The organism is Streptomyces sp. NPDC047515 (assembly GCF_040643055.1).
Classification (GTDB): Bacteria; Actinomycetota; Actinomycetes; order Streptomycetales; family Streptomycetaceae; genus Streptomyces.
In genome coordinates this window covers 93,952-112,446 of the sequence record NZ_JBEYTM010000008.1, presented here as the reverse complement: position 1 = coordinate 112,446, position 18,495 = coordinate 93,952, and the positions used below count along the sequence as shown (strand labels likewise).

The following is an 18,495-nucleotide window of genomic DNA, read 5'->3' as shown; positions in this document are numbered from 1 at the left end:
GTGCGCACCACCGCCGCCCGCCGCCCGACCGTTCACCGCACCATTCGCCGCACTGTGCGACCGCTCGTCGCACGGAGCCGCCCATCGACTGTTCCTCGGCGCCCCGATGCGTTCGTATACGCCAGTCGGCAGCGAAGCGGCAGGGACCACCGCGGGGAAGGGCGTTCACGATGACCACCACGACGACCGATGAGCGGGCCCTCGCGGATGTCCAGCGGGAACACGGCCCCGCCCTGTTCCACTTTCTGCTCGGGCTGACCTTCGGCGACCGGCAGCGGGCCGAGGATCTGTTCCAGGAGACGCTGGTGCGGGCCTGGCAGCATCCGGAGGCCTTCGACGCTCCGTACGACTCGATGCGGCCCTGGCTCTTCACCGTCGCGCGGCGCCTGGCGATCGATGCGCGGCGGTCGAGACAGGCCAGGCCCGCCGAGGTGGGTGACGTCGTGCTGGAGGCCGCCGCGGGCGAGGCGGACACCACCGAGTCCACGGTCTCGGCCCTCGACGTGCGCGACGCGGTACGCACCCTCAGCCCGGAGCACCGCGCCGTCCTCGTCCAGATATATTTCCGCGGCCTCAGCGTGGGCGAGACGGCCCGGGTCCTCGGTGTTCCGGCGGGCACGGTCAAGTCCCGTTCCTACTACGCGCTGCGGCAGCTCTCCCGTAACCTGCCGGGCTACTCCAGCAGGTCGTCCACGCTGAGCAGGGCAAGCAGCGACGCTGCCTCCGCCACCTCCACGTAGTCGGCGGCGCAGCGGTCGCAGGACTGCAGATGGCGGGAGACCATACGGGTCTCGTCGGCCGCGAGCGCATCGAGAACGTAGGCGCCGAGCAACTGCCGCACGTGCGGGCCCTCCCCGGGATCGGCGGTCATCGCATCCTCGTGTCGTGGACGGGTCCGGTCGTGACGGATCCTGCCTTTCTGGCCACGTGGGGCGCGATCCCCCGGTTCAATGCTCCGTGAAGCCCGGTGCCGAGAAGAGGAAGAGGCGAGACGGGATGTGCCCGGAACGTCAGGATGGAACCAGTGGGGGCGGGCTGCTGGTCCCGATGGCCTGGATGTACGCCGAGTACATCGCCGATGAGCTGCTGCGGACCGGCGATCTGATGGAGCCGTCCACGCTGGAGTACCGCGCGGGCCGCGACGCGCTCGCGCTCACCATCTTCCTCTCCGACGACGGTGCGGCCGCTGCCCTGCCCGCGGCCCGGATGGACGAGCTGCGGCTGCTGACCGCGTACGGGGCGGCGTGGCGCGGCTGGATCTGTGACCGGCTCGACGCACTGGAGGCGTCCGGCGGGCCCGGGTCCGGCGGCGCGGACCCCGATCTGGCGCTGGCCCGCGTGGCCTGGCGGTGGCTGGAGGAGACCGAGCTCCTCGCGGCCGACCTCGACGCGATCGGTCCGCCGCCGTGGGAACCGGTGGGCGACGGGCCGGACGCGGACGAGACGGCCCAGGTGTGGACGCCCGCCTGGCAGCTGGGGCTGCCGCTGGGGCATCTGGCGATCCATCTGCACTGAACGCCTCCCCGCCCGGTGCTCAGGAACCGTGCACCCCCGCACGATACTTGGGCAGCCGCACCGTGATCCTCATCCCTGCGCCGACGCCCGTCTCGATGACGAGTCCGTAGGCGTCCCCGTACACCTGGCGCAGTCTTTCGTCGACGTTCAGCAGTCCGATCCCGGTGGAGTGGCCGCCCTCGCCGCGCAGGATGTGGCGCAGGCGTTCCGGGTCCATTCCCGCGCCGTCGTCCTCGATGACGACTTCGGCCTCGGAGCCGGCGTCGAGTGCGCTGATGGTGATCCGGATGGGGGTCTCCCCCGCCCGGCCGGAGCCGAGGGGCCGGGGAGGGCCGACCGCTCCTTCGAGGCCGTGTTTGACCGCGTTCTCGACCAGGGGCTGGAGGCAGAGGAAGGGCAACGCGACGGGCAGCACCTCGGGCGCGACCTGGAGCGTGACCGCGAGCCGCTCACCGAAGCGGGCCCTCACCAGCGCCAAGTACTGGTCGATGGAGTGCAGTTCGTCGGCGAGGGTGGTGAAGTCGCCGTGCCTGCGGAACGAGTAGCGCGTGAAGTCGGCGAATTCCAGCAGGAGTTCGCGAGCCCGCTCGGGGTCGGTGCGGACGAACGAGGCGATGGCGGCGAGCGAGTTGAAGATGAAGTGCGGGGAGATCTGGGCCCGCAGCGCCCTGATCTCGGCCTCGATGAGCTGGGTGCGGGAGCGGTCGAGCTCGGCCAGTTCCAGCTGTACGCAGACCCAGCGGGCCACCTCTCCGGCCGCTCTCGCCAGCACCGCGGATTCGCGTGGGGCATAGGCGATGAGAGTGCCGAGGACTCGGTGGTCGACCGTGAGCGGCACGGCGACGGCCCAGCGCAGCGGGCAGTCGAGGTCGTCGCAGTCGCTGTGGAAGGCGGTGTCACGGCCGCTGGCGAGGAGGCCCCGCACCTGGTCCATGACATGCCGTCCGTGGTGTTCGCCCTCGCCGTCCCAGACCAGCACCCGGTCGCGGTCGGTGAGGCAGAGGGCGTCGGTGCCGAGCAGCGAGCGGAGCCTGCGGGCGGACTTGCGTGCGCTCTCCTCGGTGAGTCCGGCGCGCAGGGCCGGCGCGGCGAGCGAGGCGGTGTGCAGGGTCTCGAAGGTGGCGTGCTCGACGGGGGTTCCGACGTCGCTGGTGCGGACGGGGCGCGCGGTGCGGCGGCCGAGCAGGAAGCCGACGCCCAGCACCAGAAGGACGAGCACGGCGTATCCGGCCCCGGTCATCGGTGTCTCCCGGCGGTCAGCGCTTCCGGCAGGTGGAAGCGGGTCATGGCGGCGTTGGTGCCGGGAGGTATGCGGCCGGGTGTGGCGAGCGAGACCAGGACCATGGCGAGGAAGCCGACCGGCACCGACCAGAGCGCGGGCCAGGCGAGCAGGGCGTGCGGCCAGCCCGGCGGGCGGACCGCACCGCTGACGGTGATGGCGACGGACAGGAACGCGGAGCCGCCGCCGAGGAGCAGTCCGGCGATCGCTCCGGGCGGGGTGAGCCGCCGCCACCAGATGCCGAGGACCAGGAGCGGGCAGAAGGAGGACGCGGAGACGGCGAACGCCATGCCCACCGAGTCGGCCACCGGCACCCTGCTGACCATCAGCGAACCGGCCAGCGGTACGCACACGGCGAGGACGGTGGCCAGCCGGAAGTGCCGTACCCCGCGCGAGGGGAGCACGTCCTGGGTGATGACCCCGGCGACGGCCATCGTGAGACCGGAGGCGGTCGACAGGAACGCCGCGAAGGCGCCGCCGGCGATGAGCGCGCCGAGCAGATCGCCGCCGAGCCCGCCGATGACCCGCTCGGGCAGCAGCAGCACCGCGGCGTCCGCGTCCCCGCCGTGGATCAGTTCGGGGGCGTACAGCCTGCCCAGGGCCCCATAGACCGGTGGCAGCAGGTAGAACACGCCGACGAGGGCGAGGACGGCGACCGTCGTGCGACGGGCGTCCCGGCCGTTGGGACTGGTGTAGAAGCGGACGACGACATGCGGCAGCCCCATGGTGCCGAGGAACGTCGCGACGATCAGCCCGTAGGTGGCGTACAGCGGGTGGTCGGCGCGGAAGACGGAGAGCTGCTCGTCGAAGGTGACCCGGGGCTGCCCGTCGCCCTGCCAGGCGAGCACGAGGAAGATCGCGGGGACGAGGAGTGCGGTCAGTTTCAGCCAGTACTGGAAGACCTGCACGAAGGTGATGGAGCGCATGCCGCCTGCGGCGACGGCGAGGACGACGACGGACGCCACGAGCACATCACCGAGCCAGCCGGGCGCGCCGGTCAGGATCTTGAGCGTCAGTCCCGCGCCCTGGAGCTGCGGCACGAGGTACAGCCAGCCCGCCGCCACGACGAAGACGCTCACGAGCCGGCGCACCTGCCGCGACTCCAGCCGTCCCTCGGCGAAGTCGGGCAGGGTGTACGCCCCCGAGCGGCGCAGCGGCGCGGCGACGAAGACCAGCAGCACGAGATAGCCCGCGGTGTATCCGACCGGGTACCAGAGCATGTCCGGACCGTGCACGAGCACCAGGCCCGCGATGCCGAGGAAGGAGGCGGCGGAGAGGTATTCGCCGCTGATCGCCGCGGCGTTGAGCCGGGGCCGTACGGTGCGCGAGGCGACGTAGAAGTCGGAGGTGGTGCGGGAGATGCGCAGCCCGAAACCACCGACGAGGACGGTCGCGGCCACGACCACGGCGACGGCCGCCACCGCGTACGTACGGCTCACTGTGCGGAGCGGCCTTCCACGAGCCTGGCGAAGTCGCGTTCGTTGCGCTCGGCACGCCGCACGTACCACCAGGCGGTCAGGGTCAGCGGCGGATAGGCGGCGAATCCGAGGACCGCCCAGACGAGCGCGGCGCTGTGCAGGGCCTCGAAGACCAGCGGCAGCGTACCGACGACCACGGCGAGGACGGTGAAGGCGGTGAGTCCGGCGCGCAACTGGCCGCGCATCAGCGAACGGACGTACGCGCCGCCGAGTGCGGTCTGCTCGTCGATCTCCGACTGGGTGCGATAGCGGGGCAGCGGGCGGACCCGCCGGGGCTCTCCCGTCACCACTTCGCGCCGGGGCGCAGGCTCTGCGGACATGGGCCCGGAGTGTACGCAGCACCGGACCCCTGTGGGAAGAGCCCGCGAACCCGGGTAGGCCCTGGTCAGCGGCCGGTCTGGCGCATCAGCAGATCGCGCAGCGCCCGGGTGTGGCGACGGCTCACGGCGAGTTCCGCGGTGCCGATGCGCACGCTCATGCTGCCCGCGTCGAGACGGAGTTCGTCGATCCGGCCCAGCGCGACGAGATGGCGGCGGTGGATGCGTACGAATCCGCGCGAGCGCCAGCGTTCCTCCAGGGTGGTGAGGGGCACCCGGACGAGGTGGCTGCCGGTGGCGGTGTGCAGCCGGGCGTAGTCGCCCTGGGCCTCGGCGTAGGCGATGTCGTCGATCGGGATGAACCGGATCACGCCGCCGAGCTCCACCGGTATCTGGTCGTTGGCGGTGTCGAGCACGGGTGCGGAGCGGTCGCCGACCTGTTCGGCCACCCGGCGGACCGCCTCGGCGAGGCGTTCGCGGCGTACCGGCTTGAGGACGTAGTCGACGGCTTTGAGGTCGAATGCCTGGACGGCGAAGCCCTCGTGCGCGGTGACGAAGACGATGCGAGGGGGCGCGGCGAATCCGGCCAGCAGCTGGGCGACGTCGAGGCCGGTGAGACCGGCCATGTGGATGTCGAGGAAGACGACGTCGATCGCGGACGGGTCCTCGGGTCCCGCCTCGACGGCGCTGCCGATGCGGCGCAGCGCCTCGGTGGCCCCGGTGGCGCCCTCGGCGCTGCGGATGCGGGGATCGGCGCGCAGGAGGTAGAGGAGTTCCTCCAAGGCGGGTTCTTCGTCGTCGACGGCGAGTACGCGCAGCATGGGGCGGAGTTTAGGACGTGGCAGGGGTACGGGGCCTCGTGGTTCACCGCTTCTTTCCGTACCGGACGGCGGGGCCGGACGGCGCCGGGGCCGGGTGCGGCGGACGCCCGCCGATCCGCGCTACTTGAGCAGTCTGGACAGACGGCGGTCGGCCAGTCGCCTGCCCCCGGTCTGGCAGGTCGGGCAGTACTGGAGCGAGGAGTCGCTGAACGACACCTCCCGGACGGTGTCCCCGCAGACGGGACACGGCTCGCCGGTGCGTCCGTGGACGCGCATCCCGCTCCTCTTCTCGGCCTTGGGCCTCCCGGCCGCCGGTTCGCCGGAGCGGGCGACCGCGTCGCGGAGCGTGCTGCGCAGCGCGGTGTGGAGCCGGGTGATCTCGTCGTCGGTGAGGTTCGCGGTGAGCAGGTACGGCGACATCTTCGCGACGTGCAGGATCTCGTCGCTGTAGGCGTTACCGATGCCGGCGATGAGGGACTGGTCGCTCAGGGCCCCCTTGATCCGTCGGCGTTCCCCGGCGAGCAACGCGGCGAACGCGTCACGGTCGAAGGAGTCGTCGAGGGGGTCGGGGCCCAGGCGGGCGATGCCGGGGACCTCGGCCGGGTCGTGCACCAGGTGGACGGCGAGGCGTTTGGTGGTGCCCGCCTCGGTGAGATCGAAGCCGTCGCCGCCGGTGAGTACGGTACGCAGCGCCAGGGGGCCCTTGCCGGGGCGCGGCGGCGTGGTGGGGAAGCTGTCCTTCCACCGCAGCCGTCCGGCCCGCGCGAGATGGGTGATCAGGTGCAGCGGGCCGACGCCGATGTCCAGGAACTTCCCGTGCCGGGCGATGTCCGTGACCGTGCCGCCGTGCAGTGCGGTGAGCGGTGGGTCGTACGTCTTGAGGACGCTCACGTTGAGCGGCAGGACCCGGTCGATCTCCCTGCCGACCAGGTGGTCGTCGAGGAAGAGCCGCAGGGCTTCGACTTCCGGCAGTTCGGGCATGGTTCCAGACTGCCGGAAGCATGGGCCGGGTGCCTGTCAGATGCCGTACACACGCTCCGCCGTGGTGGCGAGGACACGGCGCCGCTCGTCCTCGGTGAGGGCGCCGATCAGGGTGCGTGCCGTGTCGACGACCTCCTCGTACGTCGCGGCGAGCCGGCACACCGGCCAGTCCGAGCCGAACATCGTCCGGCTCGGTCCGAAGGCGTCCAGGACGGTGTCGGCGTACGGGCGCAGGTCGTTCACGGTCCAGGTGCGCACATCGGCCTCGGTGACCAGGCCGGAGAGCTTGCACACGGTGTTGGGGCGGGCGGCGAGCGCTCGGAGGTCGTCGGCCCAGGGACGCAGTTCACCGGCCGCGACGGGCGGCTTGCCTGCGTGGTCGAGCACGAAGGTCAGCTCGGGCAGCAGGGCGGCGGCCTCGACGGTCGCGGGCAGCTGGTGGGCCTGGACGACGAGGTCGTAGACGAGTCCCGCGTCGGCGACGGCGCGCAGTCCGCGCCGGACGTCGGGGCGCAGCAGCCACTCGGGGTCGGGTTCGCCCTGGACCTGGTGGCGGATGCCGACGAGCCGGTCGCCGCCGGGGAGTTCACGCAGGGCGTCGAGGGTGTCCGCCACGTCCGGTGCCGTGAGGTCGCACCAGCCGACGACGCCCGCGACGAGATCGCTGTCATGGGCGAGGGCCAGGAATTCGGGGGTCTCCGCGGGCACGGTGACGGTCTGGACGAGGACGGTGGCGTACACTCCCGCGGCGCGCGCCTCGGGCTCCAGTTCGGCGAGCGTGAAGGTGCGCCGGATCGGGGCGAGTTCGTCGCCGTTGATCCATTCCTGGTCGCGCACCGACAGGTCCCAGACATGGTGATGGGCGTCGACGATCCGTTCCTGACCGGTCATGTCACAGCTCCCATACGGCCGGCAGACCGGCTTCGGCACCGTCCGACGAGTAGTCGTGCGCCACGTCGAGGAGTTCCGCCATCCTGGCCTGCCAGGCGACGTTGACGGGGAGTTTCTCCAGCTCGGCGAGGAGGGCGGCGTAGTCCTCGCAGTCGATGACGTGGAAGAGGTCGGCGCCGCTGCGCCAGATCGTCCAGGAGGTGGCGCCCGCCGCGCGGATCGCGGTGGTCAGCTCGGCGGGGACCTCGCGGTGGGCGGCCTCGTACTCCTCGACGCGGTCGGCACGGACCTTGGTGTGCAGGGCGATCCTCATGTCACTGTCCGTCCTCGGTCAGCAGGCCCTCGGCGCGCAGGTCGTCCCAGAGTTCGTCCGGGATCTCCCGGCGGAGCAGGGCGGCGGCGTCGCGCACCTCGTCCGGGGAACGGGTGCCGACGAGCACTCCGGCGACGGCCGGGTGTGCCAGCGGGTAGTGGAGCGCGGCGGCCCGCAGCGGGACGCCGTGGCCCTCGGTGACGGCCTTCATGCGCAGCGCCCGGTCGAGCAGGGTGAGGGGCGCGGCCGTGTAGTCGTACGTGGCACCGGGGCGCGGGTCGGCGAGCAGCCCGGAGTTGAAGACGCCGCCGACGACGACACTGCGGCCGCGGGCGGCCGCTTCGGGCAGCAGTTCGGACAGGGCGGACTGGTCGAGGAGCGTGTAGCGGCCCGCACAGAGCACGACGTCGACGTCGGTGTCGCGCAGGAAGCGGGTGAGCATCGCGGTCTGGTTCATTCCGGCGCCGATGGCGCCGACGACACCTTGTGCGCGCAATTCCTCCAGTTGCGGATAGGCCTCGCGGAACGCGGTCTCCGCGTGGTCGTCCGGGTCGTGCAGATACGCGATGTCGATCCGGTCGAGACCCAGCCGCTCCAGGCTGTCCTCGATGCTGCGGCGTACGCCTTCGGCGCTGAAGTCCCAGCGGCGGCGGTGGGTGGCCCGGACGGCGAAGCCCTCGGAGAGCCCGTCGGACATGCTCTCCGGGGCGCCGCCGTCGGGCAGCGGGTCGAGCACCCGTCCGACCTTGGTGGACAGCACGTAGGAGTCGCGGGGTCTGCCGCGCAGGGCCTCGCCGAGCCGTCGTTCGGAGAGTCCGAGCCCGTAGTGCGGCGCGGTGTCGAAGTAGCGGATGCCCTCGTCCCACGCGGCGTCGACGGCGGCCGCGGCCCGCGCGGGGTCGACGGCGCTGAAGAGATTGCCGATGGCGGCCGCTCCGAAGGACAGTTCGGTGACGTCGACCGCGCTGCTTCCCAGCCTGTTGCGCCGCATGCTTCCGCCGCCCTCCCCGATGATCGCTTCCTGCACAGAGCGAATATTCATCGGATCACTTGGGCACGTCAACACCCCGGACACCATGAACTGTGGCGCCTTTTCAGAAATCTGTCCGACCTATGACCTATCGAGGACAGTCTTTCAGGGAGGCGGCAGCAGCGTGAGCAGGTGCGCCACCTCGTCGTCGGCACAGCCCGCCAGCCGGTCCAGATCGGGCAGCGCCTTGCCGTCGGCCACCAGCCCGACCCGCACCCGGCCGCCGTAGGTGGACAGGGCGACAGCCAGCGACTGACCGCGCGCCAGCGGCGCCATCGGGTAGACGGCGCGCAGCGGACAGCCGCCGAGCGAGAGGGCCGAGCGCGGCAGGGGCACGCTGGTGACCAGGACGTCGAAGAGCATCCTGGCCGCGTTCCCGGCGATCGGCGCGCCGAAGCGGTGGGCCAGCGAGGGCAGCTGATCGGCGAGCACGGCGACCGCGCCGGCACCTCGGAAGGGGCCTGCGGCCTTGTTCCGGTCCATGGCGGTGCGGACGGTGCGGAGCCGTCGCCAGGGATCGGGCTCGGAGACGGGGAGCCCGAGCAGATAGGCGGAGAGCTTGTTCCCGGTCGCGGCGGGCTGGCCCGGCCGTCGACGGGAGACCGGCACCAGTGCGCGCGGGTCCTCGGGAGGCAGCGCTTCGCCGCGCTCCAGCATCCAGCGGCGCAGCGCCCCGGCCACGACCGCGAGCAGGACGTCGTTGGTCGTTCCCCCGGCGGCCCGGCGGATGCGCTGGACGGCGGCGAGGTCCAGGTCCGCGGTGACCAGCCGCCGGGTACCACTGGAACTCGCGGTGAGTGCGGGCGCTCCGCGCGGATCCAGGCGGCTCGCCCGGACCATGGAGGCACCGACCCCGAACGCCCGCCCGAGATCCTCGATCCGGCCCAGCGCGAGACCGGCCACCTGGCGGGGTCCGGGCATCCAGGAGCGGGGCGGGACCGCGCGCGGCCGGCGGGGGGAGGCGGCGCTGCGGGCGCGGCCCGCCAGCGGGGCGATCTCGTCGAAGATCCCGGCACCGATGGCGACGGCGCGCATCCCGTCGGCGAGCGCGTGGTGGAGCTTGACGAGTACGGCGAAGGGGCCGCCGTCCGCGCCCTCGACCAGATACATCTGCCAGGGAGGCAGGCCCCGTTCGAGCGGCCGCTCCATCAGCTCGCCGGCGAGCCGGGTGGCGCCCGCCATGAATCCCTCCTCGTCCCGCGACTCCACGCCGGTCACCCGCACCCGCTCGATGTGCCGGCGCACGTCGAAGTCCTTGTCCACGAACCAGGCCGCGCCACCGACCGGCAGCAGCACGTCCTTGACGCGCATCCGCAGCCGGGGAATCGCGGCGGCGCGGGCACCCAGCAGTTCCGACACGTTCCCGGCGCCGACGCCGGGAGCCGGGGCGAACACGGCGAGCGCGCCGAGGTGCATCGGGTGGGCATCGGATTCGAGGTGCCAGAAGGCCAGATCGAGGGGTGCCAGAAGTTCAGTGCCCAACGGATCCTCATGTCATCGAAAGACAAACTGCCGGAGTCGCAGTCAATCGCTTGCGGTCGGTTACGGTCAAGCACTGACATGTTACGTTCTGTTACTGTCGGGTAGTGCTCGGCGTTGCCGTCATTCACGTTCCGGAATGACGAACTCACACCAGACGCACTTGCCGCTGCCGCGCGATTCCACACCCCAGAGGTCCGCCAGCCGGTCCACCAGCATCAGCCCCCGCCCGGACACCCCGGCCTCCCCCGCGTCCCGGCGCCGGGGCAGCGCGCTGGACCGGTCCTCGACATCGATGCGCAGGCGGCGCTCGGGCCCGGTGAGCACCCGGATCGTGACGATCGCCCCGCCGTCGGTGTGCATCAGCGCGTTGGTGATCAGCTCGTCGGCGGCCAGCTCGACCTCGTCGGCCCGCGCCTTGGCGCCCCAGGCGCGTACGGCCGCCCTGATCATGTGCCGCGCGGAGCTCAGCGCCTCCGGGTCGCTCTGGGCGACATGCTGCTGGAGACGGCCGCCCGGCTGGGGCGCGTGAGCAATCTTGCGGCCCAGCAGCAGGACCGCCACATCGTCATCGCCGCCGCGGTCGTCGACCTCTTCGCAGAGCTTGTCGGCCAGCTTCTGCAGATCGTGCGGACCGTCGCGCACGAGGGACGTGAGCAGCTGCATGCCCTCGTCGAGATCGGCGCCGGGCAGCTCCACCAGGCCGTCGGTGAACAGCACCAACGCCTGACCGGGGTCCAGCTCGACCGTGCTGACGGGGTATTCGAGCCGCCCGAACTCGGCCGAGAGGCCCAGCGGCAGCCCGCCCTCCGCGGGCAGCCTGCGGCAGCTGCGGTCGGTGTCGCGCATCAGCGGATCGACATGGCCGGCCCGGACCAGTTGCACCACTCCGGTCGTCAGGTCGACCTCGGCGTAGGTGCAGGTCGCGAAGCGGTCGGTGTCCAGCTCATGGAGGAAGATGGAGGCCCTGGCCATCACCGTGGCGGGGCTGTGCCCCTCGGCGGCGTACGCGCGCAGCACGATGCGGAGCTGCCCCATGACCGCCGCGGCATGCGTGTCATGCCCCTGGACGTCCCCGATGACGGCCCCGACCCGGCCGCCGGGCAGCGGGATGACGTCGTACCAGTCGCCTCCGATGTCCCGGCCCAGCCGGGCCGATCGGTACCGCACGGCGACCTGTGCACCGGGCACCTCGGGGATCCGACGCGGCAGCATGGCCTGCTGGAGGCCCTCGGCGAGATCGTGCTCCTGCTCGTACAGCATGGCCCGCTGAAGGCTCTGGGCGATGGAACTGCCGAGCGCGACCAGGAGATTGCGTTCGTCACCGGTGAAGCCGTCCTTGTCGCCGTAGAGCAGGCCGATCGCACCGATGGGCCTGGCCTGGGCGATCAGCGGCAGATAGGCGGCGGACGTGATCCCGAGGTGGCTGATGTGGGGCCAGAGAATGGGGTACGAGGTGGCGAAATCCATGGCGGACTCGATGAAGCGGGGCATGAGCGTTCGCACCACTTCGCTCATCGGGTACGGCTCGTCCGTCCGGGTGTAGCGGGTACCGGGGACGAACGAGCCCTCCGGCCCGTCCGCCACGAGACGGATGCGCCCGGACTCGATCAGCCCCACGACCAGGCTGGTCGCGCCGAGATGCGCCAGGCCCTGGGAGTTCTTCAGCACCTCGATGACGTCCCGGACCGTCCGGGCGTGGGCCAGCGCGGCCGTGGTGCCCTCCACCAGGCTGGTGCGGCGCCGCCGCTCCGCGTCCAGTTCGCGACGGGCGGTCGAGTCGGCGAGCTCCTGGGTGGCGTCGCGGACGATGCCGATGATACGAAGGGGCCGGCCGGTCCCGTCGCGCTGGATGAAACCCTGGGTGTGCGTCCAGCGCAGCGTGCCGTCGCGCCTCAGGATCCTGAAGTACGCGCCGTAGTTCCGCTGCCCGCTCTTGAGCGCCTGCGCGACCATGGCGTCGAGTCGCACACCCTCGTCCGGCGGCACTCGCGGGCCGAGCGACTCCGGCTGTCCGTCGTACTCCTCGGCCCGCAGATCGAACACGTCGAGTGCGGGCCGGTCCATGTGCATGAGGCCACTGTCGAGGTCCCAGTCGAAGCTGCCCATACGGTTCAGGGCGAGACTGAGATCCGGGTGGGCGGGCCAGTCGTCCGGGAGTGACAGGGCACCCGCTACCCGATCATCCATGTGGGTCACTCTGCCATCATTTGTCCGAATCTTCGAGTGAACCCGACGCCCTCGGAGGGAATGCCGTGCCGCTCGTCCGGGCGGATGCCGGACGCCCGGAGGGCACCGCGCGGCAGCCCACCGGAGCGCCGGGAACAGCCGCCCGCCCAAAGGCCGCAGGCCACAAGCGGCTACCGTGTCCCGTGGAGCACGGTAAGCCCATCCTTACTTCTACCCTGCGCCGCACTGCCCGCGTCAGCCCGTTCTAAGGACCTGCACCACATGACCCGCCCCGTCCGCGTCGCCATAGTCGGAGCCGGCCCCGCCGGTATCTACGCAGCGGACGCGCTGCTGAAATCCGAGGCCGCACAGGACCCGGGTGTTTCGATCGACCTGTTCGAGCGGATGCCCGCCCCCTTCGGCCTGATCCGTTACGGAGTGGCCCCGGACCACCCTCGGATCAAGGGCATCGTCCAGGCGCTCCACCAGGTGCTCGACAAGCCGCAGCTGCGACTGTTCGGCAACGTCGACTACCCCTGCGACATCGGCCTGGACGACCTGCGGTCCTTCTACGACGCGGTGATCTTCTCCACCGGCGCCGACGCGGACCGCGCGCTCGACATCCCCGGCAGCTCCCTGACCGGCTCCCACGGCGCGGCCGACTTCGTCTCCTGGTACGACGGGCACCCCGACGTGGCGCGCACCTGGCCCCTGGAGGCGGAGAAGGTCGCCGTGCTCGGGGTGGGCAATGTGGCCCTGGACGTGGCGCGCATGCTCGCCAAGACGGCGGACGAACTGCTGCCGACCGAGATACCCGCCAACGTCCACGAGGGCCTCAAGGCCAACAAGGCCCTGGAGGTGCACGTCTTCGGGCGTCGCGGTCCCGCGCAGGCCAAGTTCAGCCCGATGGAGCTGCGGGAGCTGGACCACTCACCGAACATCGAAGTCATCGTCAACCCCGAGGACATCGAGTACGACGCGGGATCGATCGAGACCCGGCGCGGCAACAAGCAGGCCAACATGGTCGCCTCCACGCTGGAGAACTGGGCCATCCGCGACGTCGGCGACCGGCCGCACAAGCTGTTCCTGCACTTCTTCGAGTCCCCGGTCGAGATCCTCGGCGAGGACGGCCAAGTCGTCGGCCTGCGCACCGAACGGACCGAACTGGACGGCACCGGGAACGTCAAGGGAACCGGGCGCTTCACCGACTGGGACGTGCAGAGCGTCTACCGGGCGGTCGGCTACTACTCGCAGGAGCTCCCGAAGCTCCCGTTCGACGTGGCCTCCGGCACCGTCCCGCATGCCGCGGGCCGGGTCGTCGACGGCGAGGGGCCCATGCCGTCGGTGTACGTCACGGGGTGGATCAAGCGCGGCCCGGTCGGTCTGATCGGCCACACCAAGGGTGATGCGAACGAGACGGTCGCCTGCCTCCTGGACGACCACGTCTCGGGCCGGCTGCCCGCCCCCGAACGCCCCGAGCCGGAAGCCGTCACCGCTTTCCTGGAGGAGCGCGGCGTCCGCTACACCACTCGCGAGGGCTGGCACCGTCTGGACGCGCACGAACAGGCCCTGGGCGCGGAGCAGGGACGCGAGAGGATCAAGGTCGTGGAGCGCGAGGCCATGCTGGACGCCTCCGAGCCCCGCTCCTGACAGCACCGGCCGGCGCCCCGGCCGACCGGCCACCGCGGCCGGTCCGGCCGGGCGGCTCCGTCCACCTCGACGGAGCCGCCCGGCCGATGCATCGCTCAACGGCTCTGCAGTGCCTTGACGTTGTCCCCGAACGTCCACCCCTTCGACCCGTCCCAGTTGAGCGACCAGGTCATCAGGCCCTTGAGGCTGTTGCCGTAATGGTTCCACGCCTGCGACACCTGACCGGTCGTCATGTGACCGCCTCCGGCGCCGGGCTGGGCGGGCAGCCCCGGAACCTGCTTGTCGTAGGGGACCTTGATGGTGGTGCCCTGGATGACGAGACCCTTGTTCAGACAGTCGGTCTGCGCGGTGAATCCTTCGACCGTGCCGGCCGAGTACGAGTCCCCCGCACATCCGTACATGCTGCCGTTGTAGTACTGCATGTTCAGCCACCACAGGCGGCCGTTGTCCGCGTACTTCTTCACGATCGGCAGGTAGGCACCCCAGATCGAGCCGTACGTGATGCTCCCGCCGGTGACGTAGGCCGTCTCCGGGGCCATCGTCAGACCGAAGTTCGAGGGCATCCGCGCGAGCACACCGTCGATGATGCGGATGAGGTTGGCCTGTGAGGTGGACAGCTGGTTGATGTTACCGCTGCCGGTCAGACCGGTCTCGATGTCGATGTCGATCCCGTCGAAGTTGTACTTCTTCAGAATCGGCACCACCGTCTCGACGAACCGGTCGGCGACCGCGCTGGAGCTGAGGTCGATGCCGGCGGTCGCACCGCCGATGGACATCAGCGTGGTGAGTCCGGAGGACTTCGCCCGGCACATCTCGGCGGGTGTGGGGACCCTCACGGTCGAGTCCATCCCGTCCTCCCACAGCACGGTGCCGTCCGAGAGGATGACGGGGAAGGCCGCGTTGATCACGTTGTAGCCGTGGGCCGTGATGCGGCTGTCGGTGACCGGGATCCAACCGAGCGGCGGGTGCACGCCGTTGGAAGCGCCGTCCCAGTTCTCCCAGTACCCTTGGAGCACCTTGTCCGCGGGCTTCGACTTGACCGCGCAGGTGCCCTCCTGCGCGGCGCTCGGCGTCGCGCCGACCAGCGTCTGTACGACACATGCCGCCGCGAGGCCCAGCCCCAGCAGGCGCGATGTCCGACCGATCATGTTCCGTTCCCTTCCCGGACGAATCGAACGATGAGTGTCATGATCCTGACAACAACCGTCCACCGCGAGGCTTCGTGCGGCAGATGCGCCCAACGTAGGTTGGTCCAGACCTTTCGTCAATGATCCGGACCGATGGCGAGGACCGGGGAATCGGAGGCCGGTTGTGGGCAGAAGTTAACTTAGCTTAGGCTTACCTAAACCTTCGCACTCTGTGCGGGATCCGACCGCCCCGTCCATCAACCCCTGAGGAACACCCATGTCCCGGTTCACCCGCGTGCGTCGCCGAACGCTCGCCGCAACTGCCACCGCCGCAGCCTTCGTTCTCGTCCTCGGTGGCTGTTCGTCGAGCGATGACGGCAAGGAGACCTCCGGCGCATCCGGGAAGAGCAGCGGAGCGTTCCCCGTCTCCATCAAGAGCGCGCTCGGCACGGCGGATATCAAGAAACAGCCCGAACGGATCGTCACGCTCGGCCAGGGCTCGGCGGAGACGGCCATCGCACTGGGCCACACTCCGGTGGGCATCGAGAGCTACGAGTGGGGAAGCGACAAGACGGGCTATCTGCCCTGGATCCACGAGGCAGTGGAGAAGAAGGGCGAGAAGCTGCCGACCCAGTTCAAGGGCGGCGAGGACATCGACTTCGAGGCCATCACCGAGCTGGCGCCGGACGTCATCCTCGCGCCGTGGTCCGGGATCACGCAGAAGCAGTACGACATCCTCAAGGACATAGCCCCTACCGTGGCCTACCCCGATCTGGCGTGGAGCACGGACTGGGACCAGCAGATCGAGATCATCGCCAAGGCTCTGGGACAGCCGGACGAGGCGAAGACCCTCATCTCGAAGATCGAGAAGCAGCTGTCCGACGCGGCGGCGACCCGGCCAAACTACAAGAAGTACAAGTTCTCCTACATCTACACCTCCGGCCCCGGCACCCTAGGCGTGTTCAAGCCCGGGGAGCAGCGCGTCAAGATGGTCTCCTCGCTCGGCCTCACCGTCGACCCGGTGGTGAACACCTTCAAGGAGACCAAGGGCACCGACTCGGCGCTCATCGGTCTGGAGAACGCCGAGAAGCTGAAGGACAGCCAACTGGTCTTCACGTTCTACACCGATGACAAGACCCGCAAGGAGATCGAGGCACAGCCGCTGTACGCGGCGATCCCCGCCGTCAAGAGCGGTGCCGTCGTCTCCAGCAAGGACAACTCCTTCGTCACCGCCTCCTCGATCATCAACCCGCTCACCGTGCCGTGGGTGATCGACCGTTACCTGCCGCTGATCGACAAGGCGGTCAAGGCCGCCGACGGCAGCCGGGGCTGACCGCCGCACACATGGCTGCCACCACACACGCGCCGCCGAGCGGTGCCGGCACCTCACGGGCCGGCACCGCTCGGCGGGTGTACTACGTCGTCGTCGCACTCGCCGCGCTCGTGCTCGCCGTGTTCGCGAGCGTCATGTTCGGCAGCCGGACCACCTCGTTCAGCGATGTGCTGAACGTGCTGTCCGGCACCGCCGACCCGAATGTCACCACCATCGTCGAGAGCCGGTATCCGAGGACCGCGCTCGGTGTGCTCGCCGGACTCTGCCTGGCCGTCGCGGGCACGCTCATGCAGGGGGTGACCCGCAATCCGCTGGCCGATCCCGGTCTCCTCGGGATCAACGCGGGCGCTTCCGCGAGCATCGTCACCGCGACGGCGTTCCTCGGGGCATCGGGCAGTAGGGACACCATGTGGTGGGCGCTGCCCGGTGCGCTGATCGCCGGTCTGCTCGTCCACGTGATCGGATCGGCGGGCTCGGGCGGCGGGCTGGTGCGGCTCGTGCTGGCCGGTGCGGTGCTCTGCGCCGTGCTGATGGCGTACATCCAGGCCGTGACACTGAGCCGGCCGAAGGTCTTCGACAGCTACCGGTACTGGGTCGTCGGCGCCCTCGGCGGCCGGGACTTCGACGTCTTCTGGTCGGTCCTGCCGTTCGCGGTGGCGGGTCTGCTGATAGCCGCTCTGCTGGGGCCCGGACTCAACGCGCTCGCACTCGGCGACTCGACCGCGGCGTCGCTCGGGGCGCATCCGGCCCTGGTGCGGGCGGCCGGGCTGCTCTCGGCCACGCTGCTGAGCGCCGCGGCGACGGCGGCGGTGGGTCCGATCGCCTTCGTCGGCCTGGCCGTTCCGCATGTGGTGCGGGCCCTGGTCGGTGTCGAATTCCGGATGCAGATCCTGTGCTCGGCGCTGGTCGGCCCCGCGCTGCTGCTCCTCGCGGATGTCGTGGGCCGTGTGGTCATGCGCCCGCAGGAGTTGATGGTCGGTGTCGTGACCGCGTTCATCGGCGCGCCCGCGCTGCTGGTCGCCGTACGCAGGATGAGGGGCAACACATGACGTCGCATCAGGCGGGATTCCGCATCTCCTCGCCCAGGGGGTTCCTGAGGATCGGCCGGACCGTGGCGCTGCCGGTCCGCCGGGTGTCGGTGCTGACGGCTCTTCTGCTGTCCGTACTGCTCGCGGTGGCCGCCGTCGCCACACTCTCGCTCGGCCGGCTCGGCATTCCGCTCGCCGATCTCGCCGGCGCGCTGACCGGTGGGGCCGAGGGCAAGAACGCGTTCGTCCTGGAACACCTGCGCGGCCCGCGCCTGGTGGTCGCCCTGGGAACCGGCGGGGCGCTCGGCCTTTCCGGGGCGTTGTTCCAGTCCGTCACCCGCAATCCGCTCGGCAGTCCCGATGTGATCGGCCTGGCGTCCGGCGCCGGGGCGGGCGCCGCGATCGTCGCGCTGCTGTTCCCGGACACCGTGCCGGTGGCGCTCGGCGCGCTGCTCGGCGCCGTCCTCGCCATGGCACTGGTCTACGTGTCGACCGGTACCGGATTCCGCAACCCCGCCCGGCTCGTCGTCGCGGGCATCGGTGTGGCCGCGATCGGCACGGCGATCACGCAGTACGTCGTCTACGCCATGGAACGGGACCGGGCCGCCGTCCTCACCGCCTATGTCAACGGGAGTCTGTCGGCACGGTCCTGGGACGACGCCACAACGATCTGGCTCGTGCTGCTGGTGGTGGCCCCGCTCACCGCGCTGATCGCGCGGCGGCTGGACATCGGCGAGATGGGCGACGACATCGCGGGGGCGCTGGGGTCCGGGCCGCGCAGCACGAAGACGATCGCCGTCGTCCTCGCGATCGTGCTGTCGGCGGGCGCCGTCAGCGTCGCCGGGCCCATCGCGTTCATCTCGCTGACGGCCCCGCAGATCGCCAAGCGGATCACCCGGGCGGCCGGCCCGCACCTGGTGCTGTCCGCTCTCACCGGCGCGCTGCTGCTGGTCCTCGCGGATCTCTGCGCCCAGCAACTGCCGCTGTTCGACAGTCTGCCCGTCGGCATCTACACCATGGCCATCGGAGGCGTGTACCTCGGCTGTCTGCTGATACGGGAGTGGCGCCGAGGCATCCTGTGAGG

Annotated in this window: 18 protein-coding genes; 6 read left to right on the top strand and 12 right to left on the bottom strand. The window is 70.7% G+C overall.

Features of this window, described 5'->3' with window-relative positions; all coding sequences use genetic code 11:
- Positions 1-170: 170 nt before the first annotated feature.
- Positions 171-740 carry a sigma-70 family RNA polymerase sigma factor gene (locus ABZ826_RS09395; protein ID WP_361444683.1) on the top strand — a complete coding sequence of 190 codons (570 nt, stop codon included), beginning with the start codon at positions 171-173 and terminating at the stop codon, positions 738-740.
- Here the strand turns inward: ABZ826_RS09395 and ABZ826_RS09390 are convergent.
- Complete coding sequence (locus tag ABZ826_RS09390; RefSeq protein WP_361444680.1) at positions 674-871, bottom strand: zf-HC2 domain-containing protein; 198 nt, start codon at positions 869-871, stop codon at positions 674-676. The genes ABZ826_RS09395 and ABZ826_RS09390 overlap by 67 nt on opposite strands.
- Positions 872-996: 125 nt before the next feature.
- Here ABZ826_RS09390 and ABZ826_RS09385 point away from each other — a divergent pair, with 125 nt between their 5' ends.
- A complete protein-coding gene (locus ABZ826_RS09385; protein WP_361444677.1) occupies positions 997-1,515 on the top strand; it encodes a hypothetical protein in 519 nt (172 codons plus the stop codon).
- Positions 1,516-1,534: 19 nt separating this feature from the next.
- On the opposite strand, the gene ABZ826_RS09380 is transcribed toward ABZ826_RS09385, so the two are convergent.
- From ABZ826_RS09380 to ABZ826_RS09335, 10 genes are all read right to left on the bottom strand, one after another.
- Positions 1,535-2,755, bottom strand: coding sequence for a histidine kinase (locus ABZ826_RS09380; RefSeq protein ID WP_361444674.1), 1,221 nt, complete (start codon positions 2,753-2,755; stop codon positions 1,535-1,537).
- Complete coding sequence (locus tag ABZ826_RS09375; RefSeq protein ID WP_361444671.1) at positions 2,752-4,233, bottom strand: cation acetate symporter; 1,482 nt, start codon at positions 4,231-4,233, stop codon at positions 2,752-2,754. The genes ABZ826_RS09380 and ABZ826_RS09375 overlap by 4 nt, the downstream gene beginning before the upstream one ends.
- A complete protein-coding gene (locus ABZ826_RS09370; RefSeq protein ID WP_361444668.1) occupies positions 4,230-4,592 on the bottom strand; it encodes a hypothetical protein in 363 nt (120 codons plus the stop codon). Before ABZ826_RS09370 ends, ABZ826_RS09375 begins: the two co-directional genes overlap by 4 nt.
- A 65-nt stretch (positions 4,593-4,657) precedes the next feature.
- Positions 4,658-5,410 (bottom strand): LytTR family DNA-binding domain-containing protein, encoded by a 753-nt coding sequence (locus ABZ826_RS09365; RefSeq protein ID WP_361444665.1) that lies wholly within the window; start codon positions 5,408-5,410, stop codon positions 4,658-4,660.
- Between the two features lie 120 nt (positions 5,411-5,530).
- Complete coding sequence (locus ABZ826_RS09360) at positions 5,531-6,391, bottom strand: DNA-formamidopyrimidine glycosylase family protein (protein ID WP_361444662.1); 861 nt, start codon at positions 6,389-6,391, stop codon at positions 5,531-5,533.
- 36 nt (positions 6,392-6,427) lie between these two features.
- Positions 6,428-7,282, bottom strand: coding sequence for an amidohydrolase family protein (locus tag ABZ826_RS09355; RefSeq protein ID WP_361444659.1), 855 nt, complete (start codon positions 7,280-7,282; stop codon positions 6,428-6,430).
- 1 nt (position 7,283) lies between these two features.
- Complete coding sequence (locus tag ABZ826_RS09350) at positions 7,284-7,595, bottom strand: L-rhamnose mutarotase (RefSeq protein ID WP_361444656.1); 312 nt, start codon at positions 7,593-7,595, stop codon at positions 7,284-7,286.
- Position 7,596: 1 nt separating this feature from the next.
- On the bottom strand, positions 7,597-8,586 hold the full coding sequence (locus ABZ826_RS09345) for an aldo/keto reductase (protein ID WP_361444653.1): 990 nt from the start codon (positions 8,584-8,586) through the stop codon (positions 7,597-7,599).
- A 144-nt stretch (positions 8,587-8,730) separates the two neighbouring features.
- Positions 8,731-10,107, bottom strand: a complete 1,377-nt coding sequence (locus ABZ826_RS09340; protein WP_361444650.1) for a wax ester/triacylglycerol synthase family O-acyltransferase — start codon at positions 10,105-10,107, stop codon at positions 8,731-8,733.
- A gap of 120 nt (positions 10,108-10,227) precedes the next feature.
- Complete coding sequence (locus tag ABZ826_RS09335; RefSeq protein ID WP_361444647.1) at positions 10,228-12,294, bottom strand: SpoIIE family protein phosphatase; 2,067 nt, start codon at positions 12,292-12,294, stop codon at positions 10,228-10,230.
- 261 nt (positions 12,295-12,555) lie between these two features.
- Between ABZ826_RS09335 and ABZ826_RS09330 the strand changes: the two genes are divergently transcribed.
- The gene (locus tag ABZ826_RS09330; RefSeq protein ID WP_361444644.1) at positions 12,556-13,923 is read left to right on the top strand and encodes an FAD-dependent oxidoreductase; all 1,368 of its coding nucleotides are present in this window, start codon (positions 12,556-12,558) and stop codon (positions 13,921-13,923) included.
- Between the two features lie 95 nt (positions 13,924-14,018).
- Here the strand turns inward: ABZ826_RS09330 and ABZ826_RS09325 are convergent, their stop codons facing one another.
- Positions 14,019-15,068 carry a chitinase gene (locus ABZ826_RS09325; protein WP_361444950.1) on the bottom strand — a complete coding sequence of 350 codons (1,050 nt, stop codon included), beginning with the start codon at positions 15,066-15,068 and terminating at the stop codon, positions 14,019-14,021.
- Between the two features lie 259 nt (positions 15,069-15,327).
- Here ABZ826_RS09325 and ABZ826_RS09320 point away from each other — a divergent pair, with 259 nt between their 5' ends.
- From ABZ826_RS09320 to ABZ826_RS09310, 3 genes are read left to right on the top strand one after another with little or no spacing between them, the layout of a single operon-like run.
- The gene (locus ABZ826_RS09320) at positions 15,328-16,383 is read left to right on the top strand and encodes an iron-siderophore ABC transporter substrate-binding protein (RefSeq protein WP_361444641.1); all 1,056 of its coding nucleotides are present in this window, start codon (positions 15,328-15,330) and stop codon (positions 16,381-16,383) included.
- Positions 16,384-16,394: 11 nt separating this feature from the next.
- Positions 16,395-17,432: an iron ABC transporter permease gene (locus tag ABZ826_RS09315; protein ID WP_361444638.1), complete on the top strand. Its 1,038-nt coding sequence runs from the start codon at positions 16,395-16,397 to the stop codon at positions 17,430-17,432.
- Entirely contained in the window at positions 17,429-18,493 is a 1,065-nt protein-coding gene (locus ABZ826_RS09310; RefSeq protein ID WP_361444635.1) for an iron chelate uptake ABC transporter family permease subunit, read from the top strand. Before ABZ826_RS09315 ends, ABZ826_RS09310 begins: the two co-directional genes overlap by 4 nt.
- The last annotated feature ends 2 nt before the right edge of the window (positions 18,494-18,495 follow it).

What these genes read in the sequence shown, in the direction of transcription:
- ABZ826_RS09395 (WP_361444683.1), top strand. Translation starts at nt 171, where the DNA reads ATGACCACCACGACGACCGATGAGCGGGCCCTCGCGGATGTCCAGCGG.
- ABZ826_RS09390 (WP_361444680.1), bottom strand. Translation starts at nt 871, where the DNA reads ATGACCGCCGATCCCGGGGAGGGCCCGCACGTGCGGCAGTTGCTCGGC.
- ABZ826_RS09385 (WP_361444677.1), top strand. Translation starts at nt 997, where the DNA reads ATGTGCCCGGAACGTCAGGATGGAACCAGTGGGGGCGGGCTGCTGGTC.
- ABZ826_RS09380 (WP_361444674.1), bottom strand. Translation starts at nt 2,755, where the DNA reads ATGACCGGGGCCGGATACGCCGTGCTCGTCCTTCTGGTGCTGGGCGTC.
- ABZ826_RS09370 (WP_361444668.1), bottom strand. Translation starts at nt 4,592, where the DNA reads ATGTCCGCAGAGCCTGCGCCCCGGCGCGAAGTGGTGACGGGAGAGCCC.
- ABZ826_RS09365 (WP_361444665.1), bottom strand. Translation starts at nt 5,410, where the DNA reads ATGCTGCGCGTACTCGCCGTCGACGACGAAGAACCCGCCTTGGAGGAA.
- ABZ826_RS09360 (WP_361444662.1), bottom strand. Translation starts at nt 6,391, where the DNA reads ATGCCCGAACTGCCGGAAGTCGAAGCCCTGCGGCTCTTCCTCGACGAC.
- ABZ826_RS09355 (WP_361444659.1), bottom strand. Translation starts at nt 7,282, where the DNA reads ATGACCGGTCAGGAACGGATCGTCGACGCCCATCACCATGTCTGGGAC.
- ABZ826_RS09350 (WP_361444656.1), bottom strand. Translation starts at nt 7,595, where the DNA reads ATGAGGATCGCCCTGCACACCAAGGTCCGTGCCGACCGCGTCGAGGAG.
- ABZ826_RS09345 (WP_361444653.1), bottom strand. Translation starts at nt 8,586, where the DNA reads ATGCGGCGCAACAGGCTGGGAAGCAGCGCGGTCGACGTCACCGAACTG.
- ABZ826_RS09335 (WP_361444647.1), bottom strand. Translation starts at nt 12,294, where the DNA reads ATGGATGATCGGGTAGCGGGTGCCCTGTCACTCCCGGACGACTGGCCC.
- ABZ826_RS09330 (WP_361444644.1), top strand. Translation starts at nt 12,556, where the DNA reads ATGACCCGCCCCGTCCGCGTCGCCATAGTCGGAGCCGGCCCCGCCGGT.
- ABZ826_RS09320 (WP_361444641.1), top strand. Translation starts at nt 15,328, where the DNA reads ATGTCCCGGTTCACCCGCGTGCGTCGCCGAACGCTCGCCGCAACTGCC.
- ABZ826_RS09315 (WP_361444638.1), top strand. Translation starts at nt 16,395, where the DNA reads ATGGCTGCCACCACACACGCGCCGCCGAGCGGTGCCGGCACCTCACGG.
- ABZ826_RS09310 (WP_361444635.1), top strand. Translation starts at nt 17,429, where the DNA reads ATGACGTCGCATCAGGCGGGATTCCGCATCTCCTCGCCCAGGGGGTTC.